This window comes from Arthrobacter sp. CMU6 (genome assembly GCF_059090205.1).
The window spans coordinates 23,953-39,519 of sequence record NZ_JBNHFL010000010.1 but is presented as its reverse complement, the minus strand read 5'-3'; the positions used below and the strand labels follow the sequence as shown (position 1 = coordinate 39,519).

Here is a 15,567-nt window from a genome sequence, read left to right as displayed (position 1 = left end):
GACGGAAGGCACATTCATGGGCATGGCCGGGACAGACGGGGCAATTTCGGATGACGAACTGGACCTGCTCCACCGCTATTGGAGCGCGGCGAACTACCTGACGGTGGCCCAAATCTACCTCCAGGACAACGTGTTGCTTCGCGAGCCGCTCCGGCCGGAGCACATCAAGCCGCGGCTGCTGGGCCACTGGGGCACCGGCCCGGGGCTGTCACTGATTTACGCGCACCTGAACCGGCTGATCAGGAAAACATCTGCCGGGGTCCTGTTCGTCGCCGGGCCCGGCCACGGCGGACCGTCCATCGTGGCCAACGTTTACCTCGAAGGCACCTACTCCGAGATCTACCCCGATGTCAGCCGTGATGCTGCCGGCCTGCGCCGGCTGGCGCGGCAGTTTTCGACGCCGGGCGGCGTGGGCAGCCACGTGGGCCCGGCCACCCCCGGATCCATCCACGAGGGCGGCGAGCTGGGCTACTCACTCATGCACGCCACGGGTGCGGTGATGGACAACCCCGGGCTCATTGCCGCGTGCGTGGTGGGCGACGGCGAAGCCGAGACCGGTCCACTCGCCGCCTCCTGGACGGCACCCTTCTTCCTCAATCCTTCCCGGGACGGCGCGGTCCTGCCCATCCTGCACCTCAACGGGGCCAAAATATCCGGGCCTACTGTCCTGGGACGCCGCACGGACGAAGATGTTGAGGCGCTGCTGCACGCCAACGGCTGGGAGCCCGTCACGGTCTCCGGCGACCATCCGGAGAAGGTCCACCGCGCCCTCGCCGCCGCGCTCGACAATGCGTACGACACCATCCGGGCCATCCAGCGGAACGCCCGGGACACCGGTACCGGTGACACCGGAGCGGGCCGTAACCGAACGCCGGCGGCGCGTTGGCCAGCGATCATCCTTCGCACGCCCAAGGGGTGGACTGGCCCGGAAACCGTGGACGGCAGCCCGGTGGAGGGCACGTTCCGTGCCCACCAGGTTCCCCTGTCCGGCGTCAAGGACGACCCTGACCACCTGGCGCTTTTGGAGCAGTGGATGCGCTCCTACCAGCCGGAAACGCTGTTCGACGACGGCGGCCGGCTCCTGCCCGAACTGGCCGCGCTGGCACCCGACGGCAGGCTCCGGATGGGGGCCGCACCTGGGGCCAACGGCCAACCGTCCGTCCCGCTGGAGATTCCCGACCTCGCGCAGTACGCAGTCGACCCGGGCCGGCCGGGCTCCACCAGCATCGAAACCACCAAGCCGCTTGGCGAACTGTTCCGCGACCTCTACACCGGGACGGAGGACGACCCCCGGTTCCGGCTTTTCTGCCCGGACGAGACCAACAGCAACAGGCTGGGCGCCGTGTTCGAGGCCACCGACCGCTGCCTCATGCTGCCCGGAAGCGACGGGGATGACCACGTCTCGGCGGATGGCCGCGTGATGGAGGTGCTCTCCGAGCATCTGTGCCAGGGCTGGCTGGAAGGCTACCTGCTGACCGGCCGGCACGGGTTCTTCGCAAGCTACGAGGCTTTTGCCATGATCAGCGCCTCCATGACGGTCCAGCACGCCAAGTGGCTGCAGCACGCGCGGGAGCTGGAGTGGCGTTCACCGGTGCCGAGCCTGAACATCCTGCTGACCTCCACGTGCTGGCGCAACGACCACAACGGCTTCAGCCACCAGGGTCCGGGCCTGATCGACACCGTGCTGTCACTGTCCGGCGAGGTGACGCGGATCTACCTGCCGCCGGACACCAACACGCTGCTGGCCGTTGCGGAGCACGCCCTGCGCAGCACGGACTATGTGAACCTGGTCGTCGTCGACAAGCAGTCCCACCCCCAGTACCTGACGCTGGCGGAAGCCCGCGCGCATGCCGAAGCGGGAGCATCCCGGTGGGAATGGGCCGGCAACGAGAATGGCAGCAGCGCTGAACCCGACGTCATCCTCGCCTGCGCCGGCGACATCCCCACCGAGGAGGCACTGGCAGCTGCCTGGCTGCTGCAGCGCCACGTTCCGGATGCCACCGTGCGCGTCGTGAACGTCATGGATGCCATGGTGCTTCCGCCGCGGGACGTGCACCCACACGGGCTCGACGACGGGACGTTCAGTTCGCTGTTCACGGACACTTGCGAGGTGGTGGTGGCCTGGCACGGCTATGCCCGCTCCTTCCACCAGCTCCTGCACGGCCGGCCTAACCCGGAGAGGTTCCACGTCCGCGGCTACAGCCAGCAGGGCACCACCACCACACCGTTCGACATGGTGGTGGTCAACCGGATGAGCCGCTACCACCTGGCGCTGGAAGCGCTCCGCCGGCTGCCGCGGCGCTTCGACGGCGCGGAGGCCCTGGCGGATCACTGCAAGCAGCAGCTGGACTCCCACGCGGAATACATCCGGGAGCACTTCGAAGACCTGCCCGGCGTCCGCGAGTGGGTCTGGTCGCCGCCACGTTCCTGAACGGCCAGGTGACCCGGCGTCTGATCTAGGAAGCCGGAGCTGCCCCGGCTCCGCTGATGTTCACCAGCCACGCGATGCCGAACTTGTCGGTGCACATGCCGAAGATATCGCCCCACGGCGCTTTCTCCATCGGCACGGTGACAGTGCCGCCGTCCGACAGTTTGTCGTAGTAGCCCCGCAGCTCGGTCTCGTCGTCGCCGCTGAGCGACACGGAAATGCTGTTCCCCGGTGTGTAGTCCATGGAGTTGGGGGTGTCAGCCCCCATGAGGACGAGACCCTTCTCCGAGGTCAGCATCCCGTGCATGATCTTGTCTGCCTCCGCGGGATCTTCACTGGCGTTGAACTCCCCGAAGGTGCTGAGCGCCAGGTCACCGCCGAACACCGACTGGTAGAAGGTCATGGCGTCGCGGGCGTTGTCACGGAAACTGATGTACGGGTTGAGCAGGGTGGACACGATCGGTTCTCCTTAGGCTGTACATGTGGCGCCCGGTGTGCGGCGCCCGGCATTACACATGTTGCCCGAATCCGGCTTCCCTTCATAGGGGTTCACGGAAGTTCACGCGGCGTTCATAAGTGCAGGTCAGGGCCGGAAGCGGTAACCGATGCCGGCCTCCGTCAGCAAATGGCGCGGGTTTCCGGTGTCCGCCTCGAGCTTGCGCCGGAGCTGCGCCATGTACACCCGCAGGTAGTTGGCTTCCTTCTCGTAGGCCGGCCCCCACACGCTGGCCAGGATCTGCTGCTGGGTGATGAGCTTCCCCGGGTTCCGCACCAGCAGTTCGAGGATGCTCCACTCCGTGGGGGTCAGCCGGACCGGCTCTCCGTCCCGGGTGACCAACCGCCGTCCCAGGTCCACGCTGAACTCCGGGGTGTCCACCGTGGACGGCTCGGTGGCTTCCGGGGCGCGGCGCAGGAGTGCGCGAAGCCGGGCCAGGAGCTCCTCGAGTCCAAAAGGCTTGGTGATGTAGTCGTCCGCGCCGGCGTCGAGGGCGTCCACCTTGTCCGATGAGCCGTGCCGGGCCGAGAGCACCAGGACCGGGGCAGGGCTCCAGCGGCGGAGCTCCGTGAGGACCGCCGCGCCGTCCATGTCGGGCAGTCCGAGGTCCAGCACAACAATGCCCGGCGGGTTGCGGGAGGCGGCAATCAGCGCCGACTCGCCGTCCGCGGCCGTCTCCACGGCGTAGCCATGCGCCTGAAGCGTGATCCGCAGGGCCTTCAGCAGATGCTGGTCATCGTCCACCACAAGGACGCCGGTCACTGGGCGGTCTCCTGCGGAGAGACGGCAGGTGAAACCGCGGATGGTTCGCCGTCATGCCCTGCTGAGTCATGCCCTGTCGAAAGGGGAAGCCGGATGACCATCGTGAGTCCCCCGCCGGGCGTCTCCTCCGCCACCAGGCTGCCGCCCATGGCCGAGACGAATCCCCTGGCCACGGCCAGTCCCAGGCCGACGCCGGTTGACTGTGACAGGTCATCCAGGCGCTGGAAGGGCCGGAACATCGCCGGCACGCTGCGGTCCGGCACGCCGCGTCCGTGGTCGATGATGCGCAGTTCGCCGGCCGGGTGGCCGTTGAGGACGGCGGCGCTGAGCCCGCCCGACGCCGAGGTCACGGTGACGTCCGAGGCGGGCGCGTACTTGACCGCGTTTTCCGCGATGTTGGCGATGACGCGTTCCAGCAGGACGGCGTCGGCGTCGACGGCGGGAAGGTTCGGCGGCAGCACCACCCGCACGCTGCCGGGCGGAAGGCCGCGCAGCGCCGGAGGCACGACGTCGAGCCACCGGACAGGCTTCATCAGGGGGCGGACCGAATCGGCCGTGATCCTGGACATGTCCAGGAGGTTTCCCACCAGGGCATCCAGCCGGTCCGAGCATTCATCGATGGTTTCCAAAAGCTCCCGTTTCTCCTCGGGGGTGTAGCTGACCGCGGTCTGCAGGAGTCCGCCGACGGCCAGCTTGATGCCGGCGAGCGGCGTGCGGAGGTCGTGCGAGACAGCCCGCAGGATGGCGGTGCGCATGGTGTTGCCTTCGGCAAGCCGCAGCACCTCCAGGCGGCTGGCGGCCAGCTGCCGGCGCTCCAGCTGTGCCAGCACGTGCGCCGCGAAGGCGCCCAGCAGGCTGCTGTCGGCGGCCGGCACCGTCCTGCCGAACAGCACCAGCCAGGTGCCGTCGTCGACCGGTTCCACGGTGTGCTCGGCAAAGTCCGCGCCGTCCCGTTCAGAATCGGTCAGCTCGCCCGCACTCGCAAGCAGCGTTCTCCCTGCCCCGCCCTCGCCGTCACGGAAAGCCGGCGCGGTGGCGGAGGACTGCGCACCGCCGGAAGCCGCCGCGTTCGGGAACGCCGGCCCGCCGAACAGGGCCGCGCCGCGTACTCCGAAGACGTCCAGCGCCTGTTCCAGCAGGCTGCCCACCGTGTCCTCCGCGCGGGTGGCTCCGCGGGCCAGCTCGCCGAGGGTCGCGGCCTCGGCGCGCGCCCGGGCGGCCTCCTTGGAGCGACGGGCAGACCTGTCCACCACGCCGGCCACGGCCACCGAGACGCCCACGAACACGCCCAGGGACAGCAGGTCCTGCGGGTCTTTGATGGCCAGCTCACCCAGCGGCGGCGTCGAGAAGTAGTTGACCAGCAGGCTGCTCCAGAGCGCACCCGCGACAGCCGGCCAGAGGCCTCCCACGAGCGCCACCGCCACGGCCCCGGCGAGCTGGACCAGGACGGCGGTGGCCACGCTGTGCTCGATGACGGCGAGCGCCAGCTGCATCAGGATGGGAACGGTGACCGCCAGCACGAACCCGACGGTGACGCGCGCGCGGCCGAGGTCCCGCTGCCGCCGCCGGCCTGTGCCGCGCCCGGCCAGGGGATGCGGCACCACCTGCACGTCGAGGTCACCGGCCTGGCGGATAATCCGTGTCTCCGTCGCGCCGGTGAACAGCCTCGACAGCGGGTGTGCCCGCGACTGGCCGATGACCAGCCGGGTGGCGCCCACATGGGACGCGAACCCGAGGAGTGCTTCGACGGGGTCCTGCGCGGCGACGGTGTGGTAGCTGCCGCCCAGCTCCACCACCAGGCGGCGCTGGGATTCGAGGGCGCTGGTTGATTCCCGCGATGCGCCCTCCGCGGAACGGATGTGGACAGCGAGAAGGTCCCCGCCACCGGTGCCGTCCAGGACCTTGACGGCACGGCGGATCAGGACCTCCCCCTCCAGGCCTCCCGACAGGCCAATGACGATCCGTTCCCCTGCCATGACGCCATTCTTTCACCTGCCCGCCGCCCAGGGCGGGGCACGCGCGGTGGGGTGCTTTCCGCCGGCCTTAAGGATCCGTCAAGATTCCGCCACGCGCGGTACCGGCGCACCTGCGCGGTGCTACGTTCGGCTGTGCCCCAACGCCGCCGGCGTCATTTCCCCGCTGGCCACGCTGGTCCTGGTGGCCGTCACCCTGTTGCCCGAGGCCATCCTCCCTGCCGCGACCGAGGGCAACCCGGTTGTGAACCTGCTGCGCTTCCTGTTCCTCGGGGAAGGTGAGATCGCGCCGGTCACCCGGGAAGTGCTGCGGGAGGCCGAGCCGGATGTCACCAAACGCCCGCGGGGTGCATGTGGGATGAGCAGACGGGTCTGCGGGGGTGCGCGCCTCGGCGTGGGCCGGCTGCCCAGCGTGGGTGCGTGCGCGGAACGCCGCCCGGCCGTAGGCTCAACGCATGGCGAAATTCTTTGATGTCCACCCCGAGGACCCCCAGCCCCGCGCGATCTCCCAGATCGTGGAGCTCCTCCGATCGGGCGGGCTCATTGCCTACCCCACGGACTCCTGCTACGCCCTCGGCGCCCAGCTGGGAAACAAGGAGGCGCTGGACCGGATCCGTTCCATCCGCCAGCTGGACGACAAGCACCATTTCACGCTGGTATGCCGGGACTTCGCCCAGCTGGGGCAGTTCGTGAACGTCGGCAACGACGTGTTCCGCAGCATCAAGTCCGTCACGCCGGGCAGCTACACCTTCATCCTGCCGGCCACCAAGGAGGTTCCGCGCCGGCTGCTGCACCCCAAGAAGAAGACGGTGGGCGTGCGCATCCCGCGGCACAACTTCGTCCAGGCGCTGCTGGCTGAACTTGGCGAACCGCTGCTGTCCAGCACGCTGCTGCTGCCGGACGAAGAGGACCCGCTGACCCAGGGCTGGGAAATCAAGGAACGGCTTGACCATGTGGTAGACGCAGTGGTCGAGTCCGGTGACACCGGCTCCGAACCGACCACCGTCGTCGACTTTTCAGGCGGCACCGCCGAGGTGGTGCGCCGCGGCACCGGTGACCCGGCCCGGTTTGAGTGACGCCGCGTTCGAGTAGCGCGGTGTTCGGCTAGTGGCACCGCCCGGGCGGGGGCACCGCTGACTACTCCGCCTTCTTCGCCCGGCTGGGCTGCACCCGGGGCGGTTCGCCCGGCATCTTGGGGTAGTCCGGCGGGAACGGCAGTTCGCCCAGTCCGTTCGCGGCGTCGCGCTCCCACCATTCCAGCAGTGTGCCGATGGTTCCCGGCTTCGCGTGCATGTCCGTCCACGGGTCCCCCACCGTTTTCAGCCTGTCCGGGACGGTAAGGATGGTGAAGTCCCGGGGCCTGACGTCCGGCAGTTCGTCCCAGGTGATAGGGCAGGACACGGAAGCATGCGGGAGGGCCCGCGGGCTGTAGGCTCCGGCGATGGTGCGGTCCCGGTTGGCCTGGTTGAAGTCGACGAAGATGCGTTCGCCGCGTTCCTCCTTCCACCAGTTGGTGGTGACCTTGTCCGGCATACGCCGCTCGAGCTCCCTGGCGGCAGCGATCACGGCGTGCCGGACATCCAAGAACTCCCGGGTCGGCTCAATGGGGGCGTACACGTGAAGCCCGCGGTTGCCAGAGGTTTTCAGGAACGCGTCCAGGCCTGCCTCGGCGAGCACCTTCCGGAGTTCGAGTGCGGCGGGGATGGCGTCGTCGTAGTCGGTGCCCGGCTGGGGGTCCAGGTCGATGCGCAGCTGGTCGGGGTTGTCCGAGTTATCCGCATGGGACGGCCAGGGGTGAAAAACCACCGTGTTCATCTGTGCCGCCCAGACCGCCGCGGCGGGCTCGTCAAGGACCAGCATGGGATGCGATCGTGCGCTCGGAAAAGTGACCTTCACCGTGCGGATGAAGTCCGGCGTCCCCTTCGGCGGGTTCTTGGAGAAGAACTGCTCGCCGTCCACGGTGCCTGAGAACCGCTGCAGCGCCACCGGCCGGTCTCCGTTGGCCCGGATGAAGGCTTCCCCCACATCCACGAAGTAGCGCGCCAGGTCGAGTTTGGTTAGCCCCAGCTCGGGCCACAGCACCCGGCTTGGACTGGAGACGCGCATTTCCCGGGGGCCGTCGGGCCCGTCGACACTGATGGTGGTCTGTTCACTGGCCATGGGGACAACCTACCCCGCCCGGCCCGCGGCGTCAGCAGTACGCCCGCCGCGATTCCCACCCGAATCACTGGTGAGCCGATCCCCCGGGCGAGTCCCGCCGTCGGGCACTGAGAAACATCCTCCCGCTCTCTGGGCACCGGCGGGGCCATCTGTAAGGATGAAGCACACCGGGCGCCGCCCGGCGTGAGAGCATCGTTGAACAGGCAGAGCATCCTCGAAGGAGACCCGTTTCCATGGTTGAATCCCCGAGTCTGGACGCTACCCAGGGACCAGCTGCCCAGGGGCCCGGTTCACCGCAGCTGTCCGGGGCATCCCAGGCAGGCATCCGCCAACTGTTCAGCACGGCGGCCGGGAAGGCCGGACTGGAACCGGGCAGCGGGGACCGGGAGGCACTCCAGCAGCGGTTCGACCGCCACTTCCCCGACCTGTCCAGGCTGTTCCGCTCACTGTACGGATTACGGCCGGACATCGAGGAGCAGCTGGCGGCCCTGGCGCTGGAGATCGCCCGCTCCTGGAAGGAGCGGCCAGCAGACCTGAAAAAGCTCGACGCCGGCCGCGAAGGCAATAGCGAATGGTTCCAGTCCAACCGCATGCTCGGCGGCGTCTGCTACGTAGACCGGTATGCGGCAGACCTGGAGGGGGTCCGCGCCCGCATCCCCTATTTCAAGGAACTCGGCCTCACCTACCTGCACCTGATGCCGCTGTTTCTGGCCCCGGAGCCGCTGTCCGACGGCGGCTATGCCGTGTCCAGCTACCGCGAGGTCAACCCGAAGCTCGGCACCATGGACCAGCTGCGGGCGCTCGCCGCCGAGCTGCGCGCCAACGGCATCAGCCTGGTGGTCGACTTCATCTTCAACCACACCTCGAACGAGCACGAGTGGGCGCAGCGTGCCGCCGACGGCGATCCGCGCTACAGCGACTACTACTGGATCTTCCCGGACCGCGCCATGCCGGACGCCTTTGAGCAGAACGTGCGGGAAATCTTTCCGGAAGACCACCCCGGTTCCTTCGTGCAGCTACCGGACGGACGGTGGGTCTGGGCCACCTTCCACACGTTCCAGTGGGACCTGAACTACTCGAACCCCGAGGTGTTCCGTGCCATGGTGGGCGAGATGCTGTTCCTGGCCAACCTCGGCGTGGACATCCTACGGATGGATGCCGTGGCCTTTATCTGGAAGCAGCTGGGGACACCGTGCGAGAGCCTGCCCGAGGCGCACATCCTGCTGCAGGCCTTCAACGCCGTCTGCCGGCTCGCCGCGCCCTCGTTGCTGTTCAAGTCCGAGGCGATCGTGCACCCGGATGAGGTGGCCCTGTACATCGATCCGGCCGAGTGCCAGCTCTCCTACAACCCGCTGCAGATGGCGCTGACCTGGGAAGCCTTGGCCACGCGGAAGGTGCAGCTGCTTGCCCAGGCGCTGGAACGGAGGCACAACATTGCGCCGGGAACGTCCTGGGTGAACTACGTGCGGAGCCATGACGACATTGGCTGGACGTTCGCCGATGAGGACGCTGCCGAGTTCGGCATTAACGGCTTCGACCACCGCCGGTTCCTGAACTCCTTTTACGTCAACCGTTTCCCGGGCAGCTTCGCCCGCGGCGTGCCGTTCCAGGACAACCCGCGGACCGGCGACTGCCGCATCTCCGGCACCACGGCGTCGCTGTGCGGTCTGGAGGACGGTTCGGCCGAGGCCATCCGCCGCGTCCTGCTCACCCATTCGGTGGCCTTCAGCACCGGCGGCATCCCGCTGCTCTACCTCGGCGACGAGGTGGGGCAGCTCAATGACTACGACTACACGCTGGAGGACGGCCACGAGACCGACAGCCGCTGGGTGCACCGGCCGCAGTTCCCGGCAGAAAAGTACGCGAAGCGCCTGGACCCGGCCACGCCTGAGGGCGCTGTGTTCGGAGGGCTCAGGCGGCTGGCGGAGGTCCGCGCGGCAACCCCGGAGCTGGCGGGCACCCGCCTGGTGCCGTTCAGCACGAACAACACCTCAGTGCTTGGCTACCAGCGGCCCGGCGAGGGAACGGTGGTCCTGGCCCTCGCCAACTTCAGTGACGGTCCGCAGGTGGTGGCGGCGGAAACGCTGTCCGGGTTCGCCGCCGAAGCACTGGACCTGTTTACCGAGGAGCCGGTGCGGATCGACGAGGGGCTCGTGCTGCGGCCTCAGGATTATGCCTGGCTCAGGGTGGTACCTGCCCCCGAACAACCTGTCTTGTAGCCGTGGCGGAGGAACAAGGCCTCCACCCTGTCCACGGCAGGACCGTCACTGCGCGGCCTGCGTGGTCGGTGAAGGCTGCGTGGCCTGTGAAGCCTGCCGGGTCTGAGAGCTGTCGGCTGCTTCATCCAGACTGAAGGCCGCGATGATCATGGCAACAAGAGCTGCGCCTGGCCTGCCGCTGCCGGGCAAGGCGTCGTTACGCCAGCAGCCGGATCGGGCATGATGGAGTCATGCCCACCGCTGACTCGCCCATCACCTTTGCCGTCGGCGACGGCCACGTCTCCGGCGCCTATGCGCGGCCGGCCAGTCCGTTCGCAACGCTCGTGCTGGCCCACGGCGCCGGCGCGGGCATGGAGCATCCGTTCATGCGCGGGTTCACGGGCGCATTGAACGACGACGGCGTCGCCACCTTGCGATTCAACTTCCCCTATCGTGAGGCGGGCCGGAAGTTTCCCGACAGGCCGCCGGCAGCGATTGCCGCCTGGCGGGCGGCTATGGTCGAAGCGGCTGCCCGGGCTGAGTCCGCCGGCTCTGCGGAACCGATTTGGGCCGCCGGGAAGTCATTCGGCGGCCGGATGGCCTCCATGGCGGTGGCAGAAGGCATGCCGGCCGCCGGGCTGGTCTATCTCGGCTACCCGCTGCACCCGCCGGGCAAGCCGGAGAAGCTCCGCGACGAGCACCTCTACGGGCTGGAAACGCCGATGCTTTTCCTGCAGGGAACGCGGGATACCTTCGCTACCAGGGAACTGCTCGAAGGCGTGGTGTCCCGCATCGGGCCCACCGCCACGCTGCAGTGGTGCGAGGGCGGCGACCACTCGTTCGCCGTTGCCGGCAACAAGCGCAGCGCGGAAGTCATCGGCGCCTCGCTGGCGGAGCCGGTCGCAGCGTTCCTGCGCGCCAACAGCCCCGCCGGCTAAAGGCCTCAGGCGTTCGCGGCCGCCGGTGCCACGTTGCCCGGAACCGGTTCGTGCCGGAGGTAACTGCGGCGGAACCGGCCTGTCCCGGCGGTCAGCGCCCGCAATTGGACCGCATACCGGAGGAGCTCCCCGTCCGGGACCTCGGCGGTGACCTCCGTGGCATCCCCGCCGGACGACGTCGTACCCGTCAGCCGGCCACGGCGTGAGGAGAGGTCGCTCATGACCGCCCCGACATACTCATCCGGGATGCTGATGGTGACGGCGGAAACGGGCTCCAGCAGCTGGATGCGGCCAGCCGCTGCAGCCTCGCGCAGGGCAAGAGCGCCGGCAGACTGGAACGCGGCGTCAGAGGAGTCAACGCTGTGGGCCTTGCCGCCCACCAGGGTCACCCGGATGTCCACCACCGGGAAACCGGCCGAGACGCCCTTCTGCATCTGCGCCCGCACACCCTTCTCCACCGAGCCGATGAACTGGTTCGGCACCACCCCGCCCACGGTCTTGTCCACGAACTCGAAGCCCGCGCCGCGCTCCAGCGCCTCCACCTCGATGTCGCAGATGGCGTACTGGCCGTGGCCGCCGGACTGCTTCACGTAGCGTCCGTGGCCGGCGGCGGGGGCGGCGAAGGTCTCGCGCAGCGGCGTCACCACGGGCACCGTCTGCAGCTTCACGCCCTGGTCCCGAAGCCGGTCAAGGACCACCTCGCCGTGCGCCTCACCCATGCACCACAGGATCAGCTGGTGGGTTTCCGAGTTGCGTTCCACCCGAAGCGTCGGATCCCCGGCGGCCACCTTGCCCAGGCTCTTGGCGAGGGCGTCCTCGTCGCTGCGGGTGGCGGCTTCGACGGCCACCGGCATGAGCGGCTCGGGCATGTCCCAGGCGGTGATCAGCAACGGGGCGTCCTTCGCTGACACGGTATCGCCCGTCTCGGCACTGCCCAGCTTCGTGATCGCGCAGATGTCGCCCGCCACGGCATACGGGACGGGCCGCAGGCTTGCCCCGAGCGGCGAATACAGGTGGGTGAGACGCTCATCGCTGTCATGGTCCTCGTGGCCCCGTTCGGCCAGGCCACGGCCGCTGACGTGCACAGCCGAATCCTCGCGCAGCGTGCCGGAAAAGACGCGCACCAGGCAGACCCGTCCCAGGAACGGGTCCATGGTGGTGCGCACCACCTCACCGGCCAGCGGTCCGTCGGGGTCGCAGGAGAGCGGCCCCGCCGGTTCACCGGCAAGGTCGGTCACGTCCGGCACAGCACGCTCAAGGGGTGTCGGAAACGCCCGGGTCAGCATGTCCAGCAGCTCGGTGATCCCCAGTCCTGTTTCAGCGGACGTGGCCAGGACGGGGAAGAACGAGCCTCGCGCCACGGCCGTCTCGAGGTCGCCCACGAGCACGTCGGCGTCGATGTCCTCGCCGCCAAGGTAGCGGTCCATCAGCGACTCGTCTTCGCTCTCGGAGATGATCCCCTCGATCAGCGTGCCGCGCTCGGACTCCGCGGCGGCTAGCTCATCGGCACTCGCCTCCCGGACCGCGGGCTCCGGGGATTCGCCGTCGTACTCCGAGACCTGCCCGGAGAGCAGCCCCAGCAGCCCCGTGGTGCTGCCGTTCCCGGGGACCGGCAGGTAGGCGGGAACCACCGACTGGCCAAAGGCGCTCTGGCAGGCGGCCAGGGCGGCGTCGAAATTCGCCCGCGGGTGATCGAGCCGGCTGATCACCACTGCCCGCGGCGTATCCAGCTGGGCGCACTCTGCCCACAGCGCGGTGGTGGCGGCATCGACGCCGTCCACCGCAGACACCACGAACAGGGCCGCGTCCGCAGCGCGCAGCCCGGCTCGCAGCTCGCCGGTGAAGTCCCCGTAGCCCGGTGTGTCCAGCAGGTTCACCTTAATGCCGTCGTAGATCAGCGGCGCCACGGAGAGGACAACTGAGCGCTGCTGGTGGATCTCGGACGGTTCCGCATCACTGACCGTGTTGCCGTCAACGATCGAACCCATCCGCGGGATGGTCCCGGTGGCGGCGAGCAAAGCCTCGAGCAGCATGGTTTTGCCGGCCCCGGAGTGTCCCACCAGCGCTACGTTGCGGATGCCCTCCGGCTTGTCCACGGGCGCCCCAGCCGAGGCGTCCGCCCGCCGGACATCGGAACTGCCGCGGCCCGTCCCCTTGCCCCGGCCATTAGAGCCCTTTACCGACATGACCATCTCCCGGCGTGCTAGTCGTAAGCCGCCAAGCGGCCTTGGTAAGAAGATTCGACACCCAAAGCCGCTGTTCAGCAAGGGGTCCTGCCGCTCAGTGCCGGTCCCGGCGGCGGGGCGGCGGGGCGCTCCCGGGCCGTCACCGCCCGGCAGGAATAACCGTTGCGGCGCCATCCAGGTAGGGGGACGATGGATAACGTGGCCGCACAGGCCGGCCCATGCCATCCGACTAGTCGCCAGGGAGCGGTCGATGAGTGCGTGGAACGAAAACATCGGTGCAGGATCATCCGGCCTGACAGCGGTGACTGTGGTGGAAGGTTCATCCTTCTGCATCTCCGCTGAGAGCGGGGACGTGTTTCCCGGCCAGCCGCAGGGCGCTTTCTACCAGGACACCCGGATTCTGTCCCGCTGGCAGCTGACGGTCGACGGCGTTTCGCTGGAGCCGTTGTCCGGCCAGACCAGGGAACCCTACCGGGCGGTGTTCGTCGGCAGGCCGCGCGGGGCCGACGGTGCGGTGGAGAGCCCGCTGGTGGTGGAGCACAGCCGGCAGGTTGGGCCCGGCCTGCGTGACGACCTCAAGGTTCACAACTATTCCGAGCAGCCGCGGAGCTGCCGGATCCAGATCAGGGTGGACGCGGACCTGAGCGACCTGTTCGACGTCAAAGGCGGGAAGGTGGTGCCGACCACCGAGCACAGCCGGCAGGTCAGGGCGGACGCGCTGCAGATTGACGCCATGCGCAACGGCGTCCACCGCGGCGTGGTCATCAGCGCCTCCGGCGCCACGGTCACCGAGGACGCCCTGATATTCGACGCCGAACTGGCCCCCCGCGGCTTGTGGACCGCCACCGTGCTCACCACGCCCCTGGTTGACGGCGCGGGGCCGGAGCAGCCGTTCACGCATGAGTCCGCTCCGCACGTGGGTGCCCAGCGCTACGCCGCCTGGGAAGAACATGTTCCGCGGCTGACCGTGACGGACAAGAACGTGGAGAAGGTCCTGACCCGCAGCCAGGAGGACCTGGGCGCCCTCCGGATCTTCGACCCCGACCACCCGGAGCGGGCCGCCGTTGCCGCGGGCGCTCCGTGGTTCATGGCCCTGTTCGGCAGGGACTCCATCCTGTCCTCCTACATGGCGCTGCCGGTGGACCCGAAGCTGGCGGCCGGGACCCTGCAGACCCTGGCCTCCCTGCAGGGCCAGAAGGTTGATCCGGACACCGAGGAAGAGCCCGGCAGGATCCTGCACGAGGTGCGGCTGGGAGTCACGGCCGGACTCGCGCTTGGCGGCAGCCAGGCGTACTACGGCACCGCGGATGCGACGCCCCTGTTCGTGTCGCTGCTGGCCGAGCTGGGACGCTGGGGGCTGGCCGGCCACCTGCTCGACTCACTCCTGCCCCACGCGGACCGGGCCCTGGAATGGGTGGAGCACTACGGCGACCGCGACGGCGACGGTTTCGTGGAGTACCAGCGCGCCAACGAACACGGACTGCTCAACCAGGGCTGGAAGGACTCCTGGGACGGCATTAACTTCGCCGACGGCCGGCTGGCGGAAGCCCCCATCGCGCTGTGCGAGGTGCAGGGCTACGTCTACAGCGCCTACCTGGGACGCGCTCTGCTCGCGCAGCAGCTGGGCGACGAAGAGACCGCGGCCAAGTGGAACCGCCGTGCCGCGGACCTCAAGGCCGAGTTCAACGAGAAGTTCTGGCTCCCCGAGCAGGAATACTTTGCCGTGGCCCTGGACAAGGACAAGCGCCCCGTTGATGCCTGCACGTCCAACATGGGCCACTGCCTCTGGGTGGGCATCGTCGACGCCGACAAGGCGCCGCTCGTGGCCAATCGGCTCATGTCACCGGAGATGTTCACGGGATGGGGCATCCGGACGCTCGCCTCGGACATGGGCGCATACAACCCGGTCAGCTACCACAACGGGTCGGTGTGGCCCCACGACACAGCGCTGGTGGCCGCCGGGCTGATGCGGTACGGGTTCGTCGACGAGGCCACGCGCATTGCCATCGGCCTGTTCGACGCCGCCGAACAGTTCGACGGGCGGCTGCCGGAACTCTTCTGCGGATTCTCCCGGGACGATTTTCCGGACCCCATTCCATTCCCCACGTCCTGCTCGCCGCAGGCGTGGGCTTCGGCCGCGCCGGTGCACCTGATGCGCACCCTCCTGCGTTTCGATCCCCTGCTTCCGCGTGAACAGGTCTGCCTGGCACCAGTGCTGCCGGCCGGTTTCGGCAGCTTCCGCGCGGAGAACGTGCAGATGGATTCATCCCGGATTACCGTGAGCGCCAGCGGCTTCGATGGGTCCATTGAGGGCCTGCGGCAGGGCCTAAAGGTTCTGCATGAGCCCCGGCCGCCGCTGGAGCGGCTGATGGCGCCTTAGGGATCGGTGCCTTCCACCCATAACTGAATGGTCTCAGTAGTTAGAG

General features: G+C 68.6%; 11 protein-coding genes. 6 read left to right on the top strand and 5 right to left on the bottom strand.

The genetic code is table 11. From position 1 onward, the window contains the following. The first annotated feature begins 22 nt into the window (after positions 1-22). Entirely contained in the window at positions 23-2,431 is a 2,409-nt protein-coding gene (locus AC5RWD_RS08955; protein WP_494019677.1) for a phosphoketolase family protein, read from the top strand. A 25-nt stretch (positions 2,432-2,456) separates the two neighbouring features. Here the strand turns inward: AC5RWD_RS08955 and AC5RWD_RS08950 are convergent, their stop codons facing one another. From AC5RWD_RS08950 to AC5RWD_RS08940, 3 genes are all read right to left on the bottom strand, one after another. Beyond that, a complete protein-coding gene (locus AC5RWD_RS08950) occupies positions 2,457-2,885 on the bottom strand; it encodes a VOC family protein (RefSeq protein ID WP_494019676.1) in 429 nt (142 codons plus the stop codon). Between the two features lie 126 nt (positions 2,886-3,011). Further along, a complete protein-coding gene (locus AC5RWD_RS08945; protein ID WP_494019675.1) occupies positions 3,012-3,686 on the bottom strand; it encodes a response regulator in 675 nt (224 codons plus the stop codon). Further along, positions 3,683-5,662, bottom strand: a complete 1,980-nt coding sequence (locus AC5RWD_RS08940; RefSeq protein ID WP_494019674.1) for a DUF4118 domain-containing protein — start codon at positions 5,660-5,662, stop codon at positions 3,683-3,685. The genes AC5RWD_RS08945 and AC5RWD_RS08940 overlap by 4 nt, the downstream gene beginning before the upstream one ends. Between AC5RWD_RS08940 and AC5RWD_RS08935 the strand changes: the two genes are divergently transcribed. Together AC5RWD_RS08935 and AC5RWD_RS08930 are read left to right on the top strand one after the other, a co-directional pair. Next, positions 5,661-6,131 (top strand): hypothetical protein, encoded by a 471-nt coding sequence (locus AC5RWD_RS08935; protein WP_494019768.1) that lies wholly within the window; start codon positions 5,661-5,663, stop codon positions 6,129-6,131. The two genes, AC5RWD_RS08940 and AC5RWD_RS08935, sit on opposite strands and share 2 nt — an antisense overlap. Further along, a complete protein-coding gene (locus tag AC5RWD_RS08930; protein WP_494019673.1) occupies positions 6,115-6,735 on the top strand; it encodes an L-threonylcarbamoyladenylate synthase in 621 nt (206 codons plus the stop codon). The genes AC5RWD_RS08935 and AC5RWD_RS08930 overlap by 17 nt, the downstream gene beginning before the upstream one ends. 61 nt (positions 6,736-6,796) lie before the next feature. On the opposite strand, the gene ligD is transcribed toward AC5RWD_RS08930, so the two are convergent. Further along, a complete protein-coding gene (gene ligD, locus AC5RWD_RS08925; RefSeq protein WP_494019672.1) occupies positions 6,797-7,819 on the bottom strand; it encodes a non-homologous end-joining DNA ligase in 1,023 nt (340 codons plus the stop codon). A 233-nt stretch (positions 7,820-8,052) separates the two neighbouring features. Here ligD and AC5RWD_RS08920 point away from each other — a divergent pair, with 233 nt between their 5' ends. Then, a complete protein-coding gene (locus tag AC5RWD_RS08920) occupies positions 8,053-10,038 on the top strand; it encodes an alpha-amylase family protein (RefSeq protein ID WP_494019671.1) in 1,986 nt (661 codons plus the stop codon). A 230-nt stretch (positions 10,039-10,268) separates the two neighbouring features. Beyond that, positions 10,269-10,955 (top strand): alpha/beta hydrolase family protein, encoded by a 687-nt coding sequence (locus tag AC5RWD_RS08915; RefSeq protein WP_494019670.1) that lies wholly within the window; start codon positions 10,269-10,271, stop codon positions 10,953-10,955. 5 nt (positions 10,956-10,960) lie between these two features. On the opposite strand, the gene AC5RWD_RS08910 is transcribed toward AC5RWD_RS08915, so the two are convergent. Next, positions 10,961-13,141, bottom strand: coding sequence for an elongation factor G-like protein EF-G2 (locus tag AC5RWD_RS08910; protein ID WP_494019669.1), 2,181 nt, complete (start codon positions 13,139-13,141; stop codon positions 10,961-10,963). A gap of 250 nt (positions 13,142-13,391) precedes the next feature. Between AC5RWD_RS08910 and AC5RWD_RS08905 the strand changes: the two genes are divergently transcribed. After that, positions 13,392-15,521: an amylo-alpha-1,6-glucosidase gene (locus tag AC5RWD_RS08905; RefSeq protein ID WP_494019668.1), complete on the top strand. Its 2,130-nt coding sequence runs from the start codon at positions 13,392-13,394 to the stop codon at positions 15,519-15,521. Positions 15,522-15,567: the final 46 nt, after the last annotated feature.

Bases quoted from the DNA above. Each gene is read 5' to 3' on its own strand.
- AC5RWD_RS08955 (WP_494019677.1), top strand. From the start codon at position 23: ATGGCCGGGACAGACGGGGCAATTTCGGATGACGAACTGGACCTGCTC.
- AC5RWD_RS08935 (WP_494019768.1), top strand. From the start codon at position 5,661: ATGACGCCATTCTTTCACCTGCCCGCCGCCCAGGGCGGGGCACGCGCG.
- AC5RWD_RS08940 (WP_494019674.1), bottom strand. From the start codon at position 5,662: ATGGCAGGGGAACGGATCGTCATTGGCCTGTCGGGAGGCCTGGAGGGG.
- AC5RWD_RS08930 (WP_494019673.1), top strand. From the start codon at position 6,115: ATGGCGAAATTCTTTGATGTCCACCCCGAGGACCCCCAGCCCCGCGCG.
- ligD (WP_494019672.1), bottom strand. From the start codon at position 7,819: ATGGCCAGTGAACAGACCACCATCAGTGTCGACGGGCCCGACGGCCCC.
- AC5RWD_RS08920 (WP_494019671.1), top strand. From the start codon at position 8,053: ATGGTTGAATCCCCGAGTCTGGACGCTACCCAGGGACCAGCTGCCCAG.
- AC5RWD_RS08915 (WP_494019670.1), top strand. From the start codon at position 10,269: ATGCCCACCGCTGACTCGCCCATCACCTTTGCCGTCGGCGACGGCCAC.
- AC5RWD_RS08910 (WP_494019669.1), bottom strand. From the start codon at position 13,141: ATGTCGGTAAAGGGCTCTAATGGCCGGGGCAAGGGGACGGGCCGCGGC.
- AC5RWD_RS08905 (WP_494019668.1), top strand. From the start codon at position 13,392: ATGAGTGCGTGGAACGAAAACATCGGTGCAGGATCATCCGGCCTGACA.